The sequence below is a fragment of the Nocardia sp. JCM 34519.1 genome, from assembly GCF_020361265.1.
GTDB classification, from domain to species: domain Bacteria; phylum Actinomycetota; class Actinomycetes; order Mycobacteriales; family Mycobacteriaceae; genus Nocardia; species Nocardia arthritidis_A.
The window spans coordinates 138756-154161 of sequence record NZ_JAIRBR010000002.1; the positions used below are offsets into that span (position 1 = coordinate 138756).

Here is a 15406-nt window from a genome sequence, read left to right on the forward strand (position 1 = left end):
ACTTTCGAACAACTTCGCCGATCCGTCCCGAGCGGAACAGATTGCGCCGCATGCCCAATGGCGCACTCGACGCGTCCCTCCGATCATGAACAGCTGACCGGAAATGAACAACATTCTGCTCGAGTGCATTTGCTCGAGTCGGAAGTCGGTGTCGTTCTTAACCGTCCCTTGAGCTAACGGACGTTACTATCCACCGTCAGATCATGTCGCGCGCGGTGAGCCAGCGCATGATCCACCAACCGCCGAATACCGGCAGCCAGCAGGTGAGCACGCGGTAGAGCAGTACCGATGGCACCGCGATCTCCGCGGGGAGGCCGAAGGCCGCCAGACCACCGATCAGCGCGGCCTCGACGGCGCCGACACCGCCCGGCGTCGGCGCCGCGGACGCCAGCGTGCCGCCGATCATCGTGACGATGGTGACCGTGATGAAGGTGGTGCCGCCGCCGAACGCCTGGACGCTGCCCCACAGCGCGAGCGCCTGGCCGAGCGTCAGCGCCGCACAGCCGAGAATGATCACCGAGGAACGTTTCGGATCCCTGGCCAGCTCGCCGAGTTCGCTGAGCACCTGACGCAGCTGTGGCCGGAACGAATCATTCAGCCAGCCACGCAGTTTCGGTACGAACATGAACGCGCCGACGATGCCGACCCCGACACCGCCGAGCAGATACAGCACCGTCGGGTCGGGCACGATATGCGAAAGATCGGCCGAGGTGCCGGCGAGCACGCTGAATACGAGCAGCAGGCCGATGTGGGTGATCACCTGCACCGCCTGCTGGAGGGCGACCGCCGCCGTCGCCCGGACCGCGCCGAGCCCGCCCTTCTGCAGGAACCGCACGCTCAACGCCAGACCGCCGATACCGGCAGGCGTCGTGGTGGCCGCGTAGGTGTTGGCCACCTGCATGATCACCAGGTTGGTGAATTTCACCAGCCCGGAGGCGCAGGCCCACAGCGCCGCCGCGGTGCCGAGATAGGTGAGCGCCGACGCGGCGAGCCCGAACAGCGCCCACCACCAGTTCGCGGTGAGTAGCTGGGTGAAGAAGGTGGGCACCTGGCTGATGAACGGGTATGCGACATAGACCAATCCGATCAGCAGCACCAGCTGGATGAGCTGATTGCGGCTGAACCGGGTGACCCGGTCGGCCTCGATGCGATCGCGGCCGGTCTGTTTGCCGACCTCGTCGCGGGCCGCCGAAACCGCGGCGGACCAATCGGGTATCGCCTTGCGCAGCCCGGATGGCATGGCGGACTTGATGAGCCGTCCCGAGGCGGCCAGCACCGCCTGCTGCCCAAGGGAATCCATCGCGGCGTGCACCGCGGTCTCCGCGCCGAACAGCGCCGTTGTCGCGACCATCAACTGGGCGGCGTCGGCGTGGATCTGGGCATCGGACGCGCCGTATTCGGCGGCATTGAATCCGCCGAACAGGGTGGTGCCGTTGGCGATCCGGATCTCGTGCGGGTTCAGATCGCCGTGCGCGATCTGTTCGGCGTGCAGCGTCGCAAGCGATTTCCACACCGAAGGCAATATGTCGCTTGGCAATTCGTTGATCGGGGTGCCTTTGGGCACGGTGTGCGCGTATACCATCCAGCCGCGTTCCAGTGCGGCCACCGCGACCGGTGTATGCGCCGCCAGCCCGATATCGTCGATGGCCAGCGCCATCAGCGCGCGATGTTCCACCGCGCGGTGCATCGACGCGTGCAGCGCGGCCACCTCGCCGCTGCGAAAGGTCAACCAGCGCCACAATATTCGCAGCGCGCCGTGACTGCGCTGATTGCGGCCGTACATATCGACCACCAGCATGCGCTCCGGCCCGTCGACGGTCGCGTTGAGCACGAGCGGCCCGGGGCCGCCGGGCCGGATAACCCGGATCGCGGTGACGGTATGGCCGCGCCGGGCCAGTACCCGGACGGCGGCCTCCAGCGGTACCTCCAGCGCCGGCGTGCCGACCAGCAGCACGATCACCGCGCCGACCAGCCAGCCGATCGCGAGCCCGAACATCGCCCTGGCGGGCACGACGAGGCTGACCACCAGGTGGATGGGTGCGAAGGCGAGCAGCAGGAACCACAGCCAGCGGCGCGGCCGGGTCGGCAGCCACGGGCTCGACACGGTGAGCATCGCCGCGATCATGGCGATCCAGCGCGGATCGTCGAGGAACTGGGACAGGAAGGTGTCCAGCCGATCCGGCACCTGCAGATGCCATTTCGGCGCGGACAGCCCGGTGCCGGTGATGGAGAGCAGCAGCCCGGCCATCGCGCCCGCCGCGGCGTATCCGGCGAGCAGCTTCCACTGCCTGCCGATGATCAGCTCCAGCAGGATCGCGAACGGCAGCGCCAGGATCGCCATGCCGTAGACCAGGTAGATGAGGTTGGACTGATCCGGATTGAGGAAGCCGACGATATTGGAGACGGACCGTTCCAGCGCGAGCCATTCCGGGCGGGTGATCAGCGAACCTGCGACGACCACCGCGAGCCACAGCGCGGCGAGCACGACCCGGATGATGTCACTTGTCCGCCGGGTCAGCGGCTGTAGCAGGCTGCCCGTGACCGGGATGTCCCGCCCGTCGACTCGCATGTCGTTTCGGCACTTTCGATCGAGTTTGAAGCTGCGTCGGCCCTCGCCACCTCACACCAGCCTCGGCCAGGACGTGCGGCCGAATGCTCCTGTGAGTATGTAGGAGGGCCAGCCGCACCATACACACCAACACGCGGGACTCGACCGGTCGGCAGGTCAGCGATCGGAGCGCCGACGAGATCGCCGCACACCGCGCCGAAACTCTTGCCGTTACCGGCGGTCGCGACAACTATCGGAGGCAATTGACGATCGTGTGTGGGAGGTAGCGATGGCGGAAACCGATCTGGCCGGGAAGACGGTGGTGATAACGGGCGCGAGCCTGGGCATCGGCGCGCAGGCCGCGAAGAAGTTGGCGGCCCGCGGCGCGACCGTCGCGGTGGTCGGGCGTTCGCCGGAGCGCACGGCCGAGGTGGCACGTCAGGTGGACGGCCAGGCGTTCCTCGCCGATTTCGCCAAACTCGGCGAGGTGCGCAAACTCGCCGACCAACTGCGAGACCGCTACCCGCGCATCGACATACTGGCCAATAACGCGGGCGGTGCGCTACCCCGGCGCGCGGTCACCGAGGACGGTAACGAGCTGACCTTCCAGATCAATCATCTGGCGCCGTTCCTGCTCACCAACCTGCTGCTCGACGAGTTGCGCCAGGCGAAGGCCAGGGTGATCAATACCGCGAGCCTGACCTACCGCTTCGCGCGGCTCGACCTGACCACGGTGAACGAACCGACCGGCGCCTTCAGCCAGTTCGGCGCCTATGCCACAACCAAATTGGCGAACATCCTGTTCACCAGGGAACTGGCCCGGCGGACCGCCGGCAGCGGATTGGTCACCGCCGCATTCCATCCCGGCGCGGTCGCCACCCACGTCTACGACCATGCCCCGCTCGGTCTCGGCAGGCTCATCCGTTCGCCGCTGTCCCGGCCGTTCTTCATCCAGCCGGACAAGGGCGCGGACCCGCTGGTACATCTGGCCACCACGTCCGATGACATCAACGGCAAGTACTACAACCGGTTCGAGCTGGAGGAGCCGCGTACCAGGCAGGCGGCGGATCCGGAACTGGCCGAACAACTTTGGGAGTTCTCCGCGCGCGCCACCGGACTCGCCGAATAGCTACTGGGCTCCGACGCTGTACACCTCACCCGTCATCGTGCCCTCGTCGAGTTCTGTGATCGCCTGCGCCACGCGCTCGGTGGGCACGAGGGCGGGAAAACTATTGGGCGCCAGTGCGTTCACCCGCACCCCGAATTCGGCAAATTCGGCGGCGAGCGCGCGGGTGAGCTGGTTCAGCGCGGCCTTGGACGTGCCGTACACGGTCTGCCCGCGATAGACGTTCGACCCCGAAATGCTGGAGATATTCACGACATTCCGGTTGTTCGCCCGGTTCTCGCCGTTGTCGCGCATCCAGGACCGCTGTGCCAGCCGCGTCGCGAAGCGCAGCGGCACACCGACATTCACCGCCATGTGGGTGTAGAACTCGTCGAGCGCGATATCGCCGTCCACCACGCCGCGCGGTTGCAGCGATACATAGGCGGCATTGTTGACCAGCAGGTCCACCCGGCCGAATTTGGCCAGCGTCAGATCGACGACCCGCTCCACCTCGCCCGGCTCCAGCAGTTCGGCCCGCAGCACGTGGATGCGCGAATCGTTCTCCGGCACCGGCGTTTCCGGGTCCAGCGGATCGACGTACCACTCGTCCTGCGACGGCGCGGCCGGGGTGCGGCCCCGGCAGACCGCCACGATGTCGTACTGCTGGTAGTAGGCGCGACAGAACGCGTCGCCGAGTAGGCCGCCCGCGCCGGTCAGCAGGCAGACGCGGCGTTCACCAGTACTCAATGCGATCCTCTCCCCAACGCTGCACCACATCGTCCTTCGGCCGGTGCAGCCACATCACCACGCTGTTGCGCTGATGGCGGTTGTTGCCCGCGTAGGTATGCCAAGACCGCGGCGTGCATTCGAACATCACCAGCGAATTGTCCAGCGGCGGAACCAAAGTCGGTGTCGTCGTGCCGTCGCCGATATGTTCGTACAGCGCGGTCTCCCCGCCGTCGCCCGGCTGCCAGTCCGGATTGGCCAGATAGAACAGCACCGCGACCGCGCGCACCGTCTCCCTGGCGGCGACGCCCGGCGCCCGCGTGCCGTTCTTGATCGCCACCGAGCTGTCGGCCAGTTTGACCTCGTTCGGCCCCGGCGGGTCGCCGGGGAACCAGGCCGGGTTCAGGTCGTTGTGCGGCCAGCCGTACGGGCTGCCCGGCGGATGATGGTGCAGCGAACCGTCCATATCACCGGTGACCGAAACCCCCGCCACCTTGGCGATCAGGTCGTGCCACTCCCGCGAGATGAACAGCGCGAGCGGGCCGTTGCGCAGCGCGCCAAGCGATATCCCGGTCGCGCTGTAGTTCTCGCCGACCTTGCCGAAATCGTCCGGCCGTTCGCGTTGCACCCGGAAGAATTCATCGGCCAGCCGCTGATAGAACTCCGGTACGAAGACGTCCCTCGCATATACGTGCGGGAACGGCTTGTTCCGCCGCACCCAGCGCCGATGCGCGAACAGATCCGCAAACCACTGCGGTACCGGGGGTGCGGGTAGCACCGATTCCACCGTCACCGTGTCTCCCTCCCGAAAGAGCTCCCCGCGATCCTAATGCGCAGGTGCGCCTGACGTGTGGTCGGCTCGATCGGGCGGCTATCCGGTCAATAGCGTTTGCGCCCAACCGTGATGACGTCCGGCACCAGCCATTCCGGGATCGGCCGGTGTACCCTGCGCTGGGCGACGACCTCGAAATTCAAGTCGCCGAACAATTTTCGTACCTCCGCCGGTGTCGGCCAGTGGGCGACGCCGAGCGGGCCGTCCATCAGCAGCTGGCCCAGCCGGGTCTTGGGGTGCATGGTGGCGACGGCCGCCAGCCCGTCCGGCATCAGCACCCGGCGGAATTCCGCGACCGCCGCGGGCTGATCGAAGAAGTGGAATGCCGAGGTGGTGACCACCGCATCGAGTTCACCGTCGACGAACGGGAGGCTCTCCGCGCGGCTGTGCAGCCAGGTCACCGCCTCGGATCTGGCGCGGGCCTGTTCGAGCATGCCCTCCGACAGGTCGATGCCGTATATCGCTTCCGGTTCCAGCTCGCGCAGCAGCCGAGTGGTGAAAATGCCGGTACCGCAACCGATATCGGCAATCCGCCGGGAACCCGCCGCGCGCAGTTCGCGCAGCATTTCGTCTTGCGGCGGGCGGTACGCGATCCGCTGCAGTGCCGCCTGGTCGTAGGCGCGGGCGGCCCGGTCGAAGAAGTGGGTCACCAGCCGATTGAGCGGCCGGGTCGGAGCGGTCATAGCACGACGATAACAATGTCTGGGACAGTTATCCAGGGTTAGCCGACGCCGGAGATATCCGGCCGCCGCGCGCTGGCTCGCCGCTGTCGCACCGTCGCCAGATCCACCGGCATATCCGCTTCCTGCGCCACCTCGTCGAGCATCGGCAGCCAGTGCAGGATCTCCGAGCGGAACGCGCCCTCGGTCTCCAGCTGGCACATCGTGCCGATCAGGGTCAGGCACGACCGCGCGAACGGGGTGAAATAGCTCGGCATCGTCAATTGTCTTGTGACATTGGACAATCGGGGATTGGTCGTGCGCAATACCTGCTTGCGTAACCAACGCATGGTCAGCCGGAAGGTGTCGAACCGGAACGGCTCGGTGCACGGGATCACCGAGGCGAACAGCTCCTCGGTGTCGAAAGCCCTTCCCGCCGAGACGAATCCGTGGCGTCGCGTGGCCGCCGCCAGATCGAGCGGGCCGCCGTTGAACATGGCGTTGCAGTAGTCGACCGCGAGTTCGGTGAAGCCGTCGGGCGGCCAGGCGCAGCAGGCGCCGAAGTCGACGACGCCGAGCCTGCCGTCCGGCAGTATCCGGAAATTGCCGGGATGCGGATCGCTGTAGAGCAATCCGTGGTCGGCCCAACCCGAGAGCACGAAGCGCAGCATCAGCATGCCGACCCGGTCCCGCTCGGCCCGGGTGCCCGCGGCGACGACCCGCGGCACCGGGGTGCCGTCCAGCCATTCGGTGATCAGCACATCGCCGCGCTGATCGATCACCCGCGGTACGTAGAAGTCCGGATCGTCGGCGTACGCGGCCGCGAACGCGCGCTGGTACTCCGCCTCCGCGGCGTAGTCGAGTTCGGCCTCGACGCACCGGCAGATCTCCTCGGTCACCGCCTTCACGTCGGCGCCCGGCAGAAATACGGTGGCCAGCATGGAGATTCGGCGCAGCTGCTCCAGATCCGCCGCCACCGACTGCCGCGAACCCGGATACATCACCTTCACCGCGACGGGCGTGCCGTCGCGCCAGATCGCCCGGTGCACTTGGCCGATCGAGGCCGCCGCGGCGCGCCGATCGTCGAATTCCCGGAAATGCCAACGCCAATTGTCGCCCATGGAGGCCGCCATCGCGGCGTGCACGGTGCGCGGCAGCATGGCGGGCGCGGAATCCTGCAGCTGGCTCAGCGCGATCTTGTACGGTTCGGCGATATCCGGCGGCAGCGCCAGCTCGTAGATGGCCAGCAGCTGGCCCAATTTGGCGGCACAGCCCTTCAGCTCGCCGAGTACCTCGAAAATGTGCTGGGCCGTGCGTAATTGGATTTCCCGGTTGATCTCGTCGGCCGACCGCCCGAGTACCCGTTTGCCGATACCGGCGGCCTGGCGCCCGGCGAATGCCACCGGCAGCGCGGCCAATTTGGTATTTCGCACAGCGCCGCTGACCGGAAGCTTCCCGTTCGCGCCCACCGCGAACAGCCGAGCACGCCCCATTGGCGATTCGTCATTCTGTTGACCGCTGCCCCATCGCTTAGCCATGACTCACCTCACACTGTGCGCTGACCAGTGTTACACACGTGCGGTCGGGCACGGCAGGGCTTAGACTGTCTGGGACGTAATCGCAAGTAGTCGAAAGGTGACAACTGATGGGATCCCAAACGGTAGTCGCCGACGTTGCCGACGAGCTGGCACGCCGGGTTGCCGCGGGGGAATATCAGCCGGGCGATCTCATGCCGTCGGTCCGTCAGGTCGCCGAGGAATTCGATATGAACCGCGCGACCGCCCAGCTGACCCTCGGCAGGTTGGAATCGTACGGATTCGTCGAGGCCCGGCGCGGTAAGGGTTTCACCATTCGCGACGTTCGCGAGGCAGGCGGTATCGATGTGTACCGGCACCTGTTCCGCTTTTCGATTCCGATGCCGGATGTCGCGATCGAGATGTTTCGCGACATCGTCGAGGTGGAGCGCGGCATCGTGATGGACGCGCTGCTCGCATACACCGGACTCGACGAGCTCATCGATCCCGCAATACTCAAGGCCGATATCGACGAGCTGGAATCGCTTGCCCGGCTGGATAATCCGGATCTACGCCGGATTCTCGCGATCGAGGTCGGCCTGGTGCGCCGGCTGCTCGGCCACCTCGGCCTGAGCATGCAGCGGGCCATTCTGAACTCGGTCGGCGAGATGGTGCTCGAGGTGCCGGAGGCGGTGCAGGCATACTTCGCCGGGGCCGCCGATCTGCACGTGCTGGTGTGGCGCGCCCTGGCGGCCGTGTGGGATTCGGGCAGCGGGCCGTCGGATGCGCAGCTCGCGCTGTTCGAGGACCTGTTCGGGATGTACCACGAGAAGGTGGTGGCGCGGTTCGTCGAACTGCTCGGCGCCGGAGCCGATGGCGATGCCGCCGATGGGCACGCCGCGACCGCCTGATTGTTCGTAAGTTCCTCCGCCGCAAGGTAACCGGTTGGTCAACCTGGGGCCGAGCCGTTTTCGGGTCGAGACCGATCCGGGTCCGAATCGCCGTCCAGTACTGGGCAAACCGTTTGTCTCAGACGGGAAGGGTGGTGCACTTACCGATGCACCGCCGCTGCCGCCGCGATCACCAGCGCGGCAATGATCAACAGTGCCATGGTCGCGACGATGATCAGATTCCGGACGCGCGGCTCCTCGCGGGGAACCAGGTCCGGACAGGTCGCCGACTCGTGCTCGCCGCTGTCGCACAGCGGGTTCGTGCACGGATACATCCCTACCTCCCAACCGGATTCGCATCCGGGTCCGCAATACGCGAAGAGGGAGCCTAGCAATCGGACGGGAAAATAGTGAGTCCAACTGTTCGGTAGCCGGTATCCGGCTGGGCGGTAAGGGGTTTCGACCCATCTGTGGCTAACCGTTCAGTTTGTTCAGCCGGTCGCAGGCTTCCACGTACTCTCCGATCAACCGCTGCACCACATCGGCCGAGCGCTCCACCCGGTTCATCATGCCGACCACCTGACCGACCGGGTTGAAGTTGACGTCCCGTGCGGCATCGGGATAGCGGTGCCCGCGCTTGACGCCGTCCAGCGCCACCATCATCTGCAGCGGCATGGGCAGCGGGTCCGGGGTGTCGGCCTGCTCCCAGGCGTCGGTCCAGTCGTTGCGCAGCATCCGGCACGGTTTGCCGGTCCACGAGCGGGAGCGCACGGTGTCGTGGCTGCTGGCGTCGATATAGGTCCGCATCTGCGCGGGCGGCACGTTGGCCTCCTCCACGGTCAGCCACAGCGAACCGGTCCACGCGCCCTGCGCGCCCATCGCCAGCGCGGCCGCGACCTGGCGGCCGTTGCCGATGCCGCCGGCCGCCAGCACCGGCAGCTCGCCGACCGCATCGATCACCTGCGGCCACAACACCAGCGAGGAGATCTCACCGCAGTGGCCGCCGCCCTCGGTGCCCTGGCAGACGACGAAATCCAGCCCGGCGGCCTTGTGGTTGAGCGCATGTTTCACCGAACCGCACAGCGCGCCGATCAGCCTGCCCGAATCCTGTACCTGCGCAACGATATCCGGCGGCGGGGTGCCGAGCGCATTGGCCACCAGCTTGGCCTTCGGATGCCGCAGGATCACCTCGACCTGCGGCGCCGCCGTTGTCGCGGTCCAGCCGAGCAGCTGATTGTGGTGCTCGCCCGCCGGCAGCGGCGGCACCCCGTGGTCGGCCAGGATCTTCTCCGCGAAATCGCGGTGGCCCTGCGGAACCAGTTCCGCCAGTTTGGTTTCCAGCTCATCGGGGGTGAGTCCCTCGATGCCCTTGCCCTCGTACTTGGACGGGATCACCAGATCGACGCCGTATACGCCGTGCACGTGCTCGTCCAGCCACGCCAGCTCCACCTCCAACTCCTCGGCGGTGAAGCCGACCGCGCCGAGCACGCCGAGCCCGCCGGCATTGCTGACCGCGGCCGCGACATCGCGGCAGTGGGTGAAGGCGAAGATGGGAAATTCGATTCCCAGCCGGTCGCAGATTTCGGTACGCATAGGTGCGGATCTCCCTACTCGCTGGTGCGGCTGCCGACCGCGCTGTTCTAGAACTGGTGTCAAAAATACTGCTCGAAGGCGGGGCCGGATTCGCCGTCGGCCGCGGTTATCGCCATGGTGCGGCCGTGGCGAATCCGGCAGGTGTATCCACCACATTTCGACAGTAACACGTTCTAGTTTGGCTCGGCAGTGTCGGCCCGCTCCGGACTCGGGCAAGCTGTAGCGGCGGGGACCTCCGGCGGGAAGGCGGCGCGGCATGGTCGATCAGCACGAGCATTGGGAGCGGACCTACCTGGCCCATCCCGGCATGTACGGCGAGCGGCCGTCGGCGGCGGCCGTGCACGCCGCCGCGACTTTCCGTGCGGCGGGCGCGACCGAGGTGCTGGAGCTCGGCTGCGGGCACGGCAGGGACGCGATCCACTTCGCCCGCAACGGGTTCCGGGTCACCGCCGCCGACTTCAGCGGCACCGGTCTGACCCAGCTCACCGAGACCGCGGCCGCCGCCGGGCTGAACGATCTGATCCACACCCTCGAATACGATGTGCGCCAACCGATTCCGTTACCGGACCACAGCGTCGACGCGGTCTTCGCGCACATGCTGCTGTGCATGAACCTGTCCACGGCGCAGATCCTCGCGCTGGCCGCGGAGATCCGCCGCGTGCTGCGTCCCGGCGGCGCCATGGTCTACACCGTCCGCCATACCGGCGACGCGCATTACGGCGCGGGCCTGGCCCACGGCGACGACATCTACGAGCACGGCGGCTTCGCCGTGCACTTCTTTTCCCGTGCGCTGGTGGATGCCGTCGCCGCGGGCTGGCGGCTGGTGGAGGTGGCGCCCTTCGAGGAAGGCGAGTTGCCGCGCAAACTCTGGCGGATCACCCAGATGCGCTGACGCTCAGCGTGCGGCGTCCTCCAGTGCGGTGAGCGCGGATTCCAGATGGTCGAGCAGGCGGGGCAGCTCCGGGACGCTGCGGCGGCAACCGACGACGCCGAAGTCCAAATTGCCCGCATTGGTGGTGAGGGTGATGTTGACGGCCTGCCCGTCGAACGGGATGGACAGCGGATAGGTGGCGTCGAGCCGAGCGCCGTTCCAGTACATGGGTTCTCGCGGTCCCGGCACATTCGAGATGACGATATTGAACGGCGGGCTGGTCAGCGAGACCAGGCCGGGTACAAGGCTCAACACCACCGGGCTCAGCATCAGCGCCGAGAGCGCCATCGTCTGGCGCGGCGACAGCTCGCGGTAGACCTCCTTGCTGCGCAACATCGATTCGCGGATGACGGCCAGCCGGGTGAGCGGATCCGCCACGTCGGTGGCCAGATTGCACAGGATCGCGCCGACCTTGACGCCGCTGTCCTGCCCGTCCTCGTCACTGCGCAGTGAGATCGGCACCATGGCGATCAACGGCTTGTCCGGCAACGCGTTTCGCTCCAGCAGGTAGGCGCGCAGCGCGCCCGCCGCCATGGTGAGCACCACATCGTTGACGGTCGAACCGGTCGCCTTCTTCACCTGCTTCACCCGCTCCAGCGACCAGGACCGCACAACGCAGCGGCGTGCGCCGCCGATCGGCACGTTGAACATGGTGCGCGGGGCCTCGAACGGTAGCGTCAATTGCTGGCGCAACAGTGCGGCCCTGGCCACCCGCAGCGCGGTCGGCGCGGATGCCGCCGCCGACATCAGGTTTCGCGCGACACCGCCCAGCGCCGATGCCGACCTTTCGGTTCGCGGCTCGCGGCGCGGCAGATGCCACGGCACCTTGGTTTCGGTCGAGCTCGGCTCGCTGGTGAGCGTGCGCTGTAGCACGCGCTGCGCGGAGACGCCGTCGATCAACGCGTGGTGCATCTTCGAATACAGCGCGAAGCGGCCGTCGGCCAGGCCCTCGATCAGATGGATCTCCCATAGCGGGCGGTGCCGGTCCAGCAGCGAACCGTGCAGGCTGGACGCCAGATCCAGCAGTTGGGTCATGCTGCCCGGCGCGGGCAGCGCCGAGCGGCGGACGTGGTAATCGATGTCGACGTCGTGCTCCTGCGTCCACGCCAATTGTGGTGCGCCCAAGAGCTTTGCCGGTTTGCGACGGAATGTCGGATCGAATTCCCTTTGGGCAAGCAATGTTTCGTGGGTTTGCCGGGCGAAATCCGGTCCGGCGTCGTCCGGCGCCTCGAACAGCTGCACCGAGCCGACGTGCATCGGATGCTCACGCGACTCTCCGAGGAGGAATACGGCATCGATCGGTGATACGAGCTCCATGATTGGTCGCCCCCTGACGCGACGGTGGTGGTATCTCGGAATGAATCGACCACGTTGTCGGACGGGCCCGCGCCGCGAAAGAAATTGTGCGCGATGGTCCCAAATTTACCGGGCTCGACGCACCTGTGGTGGTCGAATTAACGATCCTTCGACGCCATCAGGTACATATGCAGAAACCGCTCGTCCGGGTCGGCGGTGCGGACGAGCCGGGCGCCGACGGTGAACCCGGCGTTCGCCAGCTCCTCCGCTAGTCGCTCCGGCGACCACCGATATGCGGTAGCCACCCGATGATCGAATGGTTCGGCGGCATCCGGTATTTCGTCCGCGAATCCGGCGATCAAGAGCTGCCCGCCCACCTGGAGTACCCGGTGGAATTCCGTCAGCACCGCCGGAACTCGTTGGGGTGGAAGGTGAATGACCGAATACCAGGCGACCAGTCCGGTAAGGCTCGCATCGGCGAAGGTCAGCTGTTCCATCGATCCGACTTCGAAGCGCAGTGCCGGATATGCCGCTTGGGCCAGTTCGATCATGCGCGGCGACAGGTCGATACCGGATACGTCGAGGCCCCGGTCCGCCAGGTACGCGGCGATCCGGCCGGGACCACAGCCGATCTCGACGACCGGACCGGCCGGGGTCACCTCGGCGAAGACGTCGAGCATCGCGCGATCGAATGGCTTGCGCGCCATGACGTTTGCCACGTGCTCGACATAGATGTCGGCCCATTCGTCATAGGCGGCGCGGGTGACCCGCACATCGTCGAATTCGGTGGAGGGTTCCTGCGCCGTGCTCATCCGACCCATGATGCCGGGCCCCGTCGGCGCGTCGGCAGATCGAGTGGTGTGTCCCACAACCGCTCAGTGATCGGGCGCCTGCGCCGCAGCCTCCGGCGTGGGCGGGAGGGCTTCGATCTCCTCGCGCCCACTGCGTTTGGTTCCGACGATCGAGCCGAGAATGACCAGCGGGAAGCCGACGAGGATGCCAGCGGTCACCGGTTCGTTCAGCGCGACGACGCCGAGCAGCAGTGCCACAACGGGATTGATGTAGGTGATCACCGTGGCCCTGGCCGGACCGACCTCGGCGATCAGCGCGAAGAACACCACGAATGCGGCGGCCGTGCAGATCACCGCCAGACCGAGCACGGACCAGATCGAGCCCGCCGAGACATGCGGCGGCCAACGGAAGGCCGCGAACGGCGCGTACACCACCGAGGCGAGTACCAGCGAGCCGGTCACCACGCCGAGCGACGGCAGATCGGCCAGCTGGCGATTGATGATGATCGGGCCGATCGCGTAACCGACCGCGGCCAATCCGATCGCGCCGACGGCCGTCGGATTCGTCAGATCGATATCCAGCCCGACCAGCAGCGCGACACCCGCGAACCCGACGACCAGCCCGAGCACCCGTCGCCCGTCGAAGCGATCATGACCGAGCATGGTCACGAAGATCACCGCGATCAGCGGCACCGCGGCGAGTAGCAACCCGACCGTCGAACTGTTCAGCGTCTTCTCCGCGAAGCCGATCAGCAGCCAGGGCCCGGTGATCTCGACGACGGTGTAGAGCAGCAGCGGGCGCCACCGCCGGAAAACCGGTGTGAGCTGCTTCTTGTACATGGCTATCGGCAACAGCAGGATCGATCCGAGTACTGTCCGGCCGAATGCGACCACCAGCGGGTCGATCTCGCGCACCGCGATCCGGATCATCGCGTACGGCACGCCCCAGATGACGCCCATCGCCAGAAACAACATCCATCCGCGCTTGGTCATCGGGCAACCCCCGCGACCAACGCGGTGACGTACAGGAATATCCGGTGATGCATGGCTTACTCGCTTTCGATCATGGGGAGCGTAATACGTGGTGATCCCATGAACCGACAACATTTCGGTAGGCCGTGCTATTCGTCGGCGCCCCACCCGGTCTGCCGCGATTTCTGCCATCGCCGGAGCGCATCATGGCAGGTCCCGGTTCCGCGGCGCGTCGCCGTAGCCGCCGCCGTTCGCGGGAACCCAACGGAGACTGGGGAATTGAGTTAGCCTGACCCGCGATAGGGAAGGGAGCCGATCGACCGTGGCTGAAGTTGTGCGCGGGCTCGCCCCGAGCGAAGGTCTGTTCGCCAGGGGTGGGGTTTTCATCGGATATTCGGCCCGGGTCTCGGGCCCGCTGGACCCGGCGATGCTGACATCGGCGTTCGCGGCGGTGGTGCGGGCCTACCCGATCCTCGGCACCCGGATCGAACTGGGCGACGGCGGGTACTCGTTCGTGGTCGCCGACGGGCCGCCGGAGGTATTCGTCGTCGAGGGCGATCCCGAATCGCCGCTCACCGGAGCGAGATTCGATCAACGCATCGCGGTCAGCGCGTTATGTGTTGTGCGGCAGGGTGATTCGGCGAGTGTCACGGTGATGCTGCATCACAGCGTCGCCGACACCTTCCACGCCATGGAGATCGTGCGCGCGCTGTGGGCCGCCTACGGTTCGCTCGTCGAGGGACGGCCGGTGTTGGCGTCCGTGCACCCGTATCCCGAGCCCGTCGAGGAGCTACTCGCGGCGCGTGGGATCAGCAAGATCACGCCACCCGGTGCGACCGAAAAGCAGGTTGCTGCACCGGAATTCACGGACAACGACGATCCGTATGAGTTACCCGTCACCAGTCGCTGCCTGCTGACCGTCGCGGAAACCGCCGCGCTCGTCGAGGTCGGGCACCGGGCGGAGGTCACCCTGCACGGGCTGGTCTCCGCGGCAATCCTGTTGACCGAGGCCGAGATTCGCGATCTCCCGATATCGCAGCTGTTCTACCTCTACTCCGTCGACCTGCGCACCAGGCTCACCCCGCCGATCGGCCCCGCCGAGGGCACCAATGTGCTCGGCCTCGCCACCTACCTGCCAACACCGGAGGCCGGCGGCGATCCGATCGCGATCGCCCGCGGTATCGGCGAGTCCCTGCGCAATGCGCTCGCCGCCGGAATCGTCCAGCAGACCCCGCTGCATGTCGCGGACATGTCGGCGGCGCCACCGCCCGCGCCGGGCATTGTCGTCGCGACGAATTGGGGTGCCATACCGGCGCTTGCCGCCCCGGCCGGGCTACGCATCGATGACTTCCGCTCCACCATCATCGCCAAACCCGACCGCACCGGCCGCCGCCCGCAGCAACCCGGCGCGGGCACCTGCATCATCAGCACCTTCGCCGACCGGCTGAGCATCGAAATCCATCACCCGGCGGAATTCAACGACCTGCAGCGCAGGCGGGTCGAAATCCTGACCACCCACCTGCGCAAGGTGATCGGGCGCTAGCGCACC

General features: G+C 66.7%; 14 protein-coding genes. 4 read left to right on the plus strand and 10 right to left on the minus strand.

All coding sequences use genetic code 11. The features are described from left to right. Positions 1-196: 196 nt before the first annotated feature. Positions 197-2569, minus strand: coding sequence for a lysylphosphatidylglycerol synthase transmembrane domain-containing protein (locus tag LGY53_RS06885; protein WP_225725799.1), 2373 nt, complete (start codon positions 2567-2569; stop codon positions 197-199). Between the two features lie 268 nt (positions 2570-2837). Here LGY53_RS06885 and LGY53_RS06890 point away from each other — a divergent pair, with 268 nt between their 5' ends. Beyond that, the gene (locus LGY53_RS06890) at positions 2838-3677 is read left to right on the plus strand and encodes an SDR family NAD(P)-dependent oxidoreductase (protein WP_225725800.1); all 840 of its coding nucleotides are present in this window, start codon (positions 2838-2840) and stop codon (positions 3675-3677) included. Here LGY53_RS06890 and LGY53_RS06895 read toward each other — a convergent pair whose 3' ends face one another. From LGY53_RS06895 to LGY53_RS06910, 4 genes are all read right to left on the minus strand, one after another. Then, on the minus strand, positions 3678-4400 hold the full coding sequence (locus LGY53_RS06895; protein WP_225725801.1) for an SDR family NAD(P)-dependent oxidoreductase: 723 nt from the start codon (positions 4398-4400) through the stop codon (positions 3678-3680). Then, entirely contained in the window at positions 4387-5172 is a 786-nt protein-coding gene (locus tag LGY53_RS06900; protein ID WP_225725802.1) for a 2OG-Fe(II) oxygenase, read from the minus strand. Before LGY53_RS06900 ends, LGY53_RS06895 begins: the two co-directional genes overlap by 14 nt. 86 nt (positions 5173-5258) lie before the next feature. Beyond that, a complete protein-coding gene (locus LGY53_RS06905) occupies positions 5259-5894 on the minus strand; it encodes a class I SAM-dependent methyltransferase (RefSeq protein WP_225725803.1) in 636 nt (211 codons plus the stop codon). A 38-nt stretch (positions 5895-5932) separates the two neighbouring features. Continuing rightward, entirely contained in the window at positions 5933-7363 is a 1431-nt protein-coding gene (locus LGY53_RS06910) for an AarF/ABC1/UbiB kinase family protein (protein WP_225725804.1), read from the minus strand. Between the two features lie 152 nt (positions 7364-7515). On the opposite strand from LGY53_RS06910, the gene LGY53_RS06915 reads away from it, so the two are divergent. Beyond that, on the plus strand, positions 7516-8295 hold the full coding sequence (locus LGY53_RS06915; RefSeq protein WP_167478786.1) for a GntR family transcriptional regulator: 780 nt from the start codon (positions 7516-7518) through the stop codon (positions 8293-8295). Between the two features lie 140 nt (positions 8296-8435). Here LGY53_RS06915 and LGY53_RS06920 read toward each other — a convergent pair whose 3' ends face one another. After that, on the minus strand, positions 8436-8609 hold the full coding sequence (locus LGY53_RS06920; RefSeq protein ID WP_167478785.1) for a hypothetical protein: 174 nt from the start codon (positions 8607-8609) through the stop codon (positions 8436-8438). 139 nt (positions 8610-8748) lie between these two features. Further along, the gene (locus LGY53_RS06925; RefSeq protein WP_225725805.1) at positions 8749-9867 is read right to left on the minus strand and encodes a nitronate monooxygenase family protein; all 1119 of its coding nucleotides are present in this window, start codon (positions 9865-9867) and stop codon (positions 8749-8751) included. A 256-nt stretch (positions 9868-10123) separates the two neighbouring features. On the opposite strand from LGY53_RS06925, the gene LGY53_RS06930 reads away from it, so the two are divergent. Continuing rightward, positions 10124-10759: a class I SAM-dependent methyltransferase gene (locus LGY53_RS06930; RefSeq protein ID WP_225725806.1), complete on the plus strand. Its 636-nt coding sequence runs from the start codon at positions 10124-10126 to the stop codon at positions 10757-10759. 3 nt (positions 10760-10762) lie between these two features. On the opposite strand, the gene LGY53_RS06935 is transcribed toward LGY53_RS06930, so the two are convergent. From LGY53_RS06935 to LGY53_RS06945, 3 genes are all read right to left on the minus strand, one after another. Further along, complete coding sequence (locus LGY53_RS06935) at positions 10763-12115, minus strand: wax ester/triacylglycerol synthase family O-acyltransferase (protein ID WP_225725807.1); 1353 nt, start codon at positions 12113-12115, stop codon at positions 10763-10765. Positions 12116-12252: 137 nt separating this feature from the next. Further along, positions 12253-12906, minus strand: a complete 654-nt coding sequence (locus tag LGY53_RS06940) for a class I SAM-dependent methyltransferase (protein ID WP_225725808.1) — start codon at positions 12904-12906, stop codon at positions 12253-12255. A gap of 63 nt (positions 12907-12969) precedes the next feature. Then, complete coding sequence (locus tag LGY53_RS06945) at positions 12970-13878, minus strand: DMT family transporter (RefSeq protein WP_225725809.1); 909 nt, start codon at positions 13876-13878, stop codon at positions 12970-12972. A gap of 301 nt (positions 13879-14179) precedes the next feature. On the opposite strand from LGY53_RS06945, the gene LGY53_RS06950 reads away from it, so the two are divergent. Beyond that, on the plus strand, positions 14180-15400 hold the full coding sequence (locus tag LGY53_RS06950) for a hypothetical protein (protein WP_225725810.1): 1221 nt from the start codon (positions 14180-14182) through the stop codon (positions 15398-15400). Positions 15401-15406: the final 6 nt, after the last annotated feature.

Excerpts from the sequence above, each read along its gene's own strand:
- LGY53_RS06910 (WP_225725804.1), bottom strand. The coding sequence starts at position 7,363 with ATGGGGCGTGCTCGGCTGTTCGCGGTGGGCGCGAACGGGAAGCTTCCG.
- LGY53_RS06945 (WP_225725809.1), bottom strand. The coding sequence starts at position 13,878 with ATGACCAAGCGCGGATGGATGTTGTTTCTGGCGATGGGCGTCATCTGG.
- LGY53_RS06915 (WP_167478786.1), top strand. The coding sequence starts at position 7,516 with ATGGGATCCCAAACGGTAGTCGCCGACGTTGCCGACGAGCTGGCACGC.
- LGY53_RS06940 (WP_225725808.1), bottom strand. The coding sequence starts at position 12,906 with ATGAGCACGGCGCAGGAACCCTCCACCGAATTCGACGATGTGCGGGTC.
- LGY53_RS06885 (WP_225725799.1), bottom strand. The coding sequence starts at position 2,569 with ATGCGAGTCGACGGGCGGGACATCCCGGTCACGGGCAGCCTGCTACAG.
- LGY53_RS06890 (WP_225725800.1), top strand. The coding sequence starts at position 2,838 with ATGGCGGAAACCGATCTGGCCGGGAAGACGGTGGTGATAACGGGCGCG.
- LGY53_RS06930 (WP_225725806.1), top strand. The coding sequence starts at position 10,124 with ATGGTCGATCAGCACGAGCATTGGGAGCGGACCTACCTGGCCCATCCC.
- LGY53_RS06905 (WP_225725803.1), bottom strand. The coding sequence starts at position 5,894 with ATGACCGCTCCGACCCGGCCGCTCAATCGGCTGGTGACCCACTTCTTC.
- LGY53_RS06920 (WP_167478785.1), bottom strand. The coding sequence starts at position 8,609 with ATGTATCCGTGCACGAACCCGCTGTGCGACAGCGGCGAGCACGAGTCG.
- LGY53_RS06925 (WP_225725805.1), bottom strand. The coding sequence starts at position 9,867 with ATGCGTACCGAAATCTGCGACCGGCTGGGAATCGAATTTCCCATCTTC.
- LGY53_RS06935 (WP_225725807.1), bottom strand. The coding sequence starts at position 12,115 with ATGGAGCTCGTATCACCGATCGATGCCGTATTCCTCCTCGGAGAGTCG.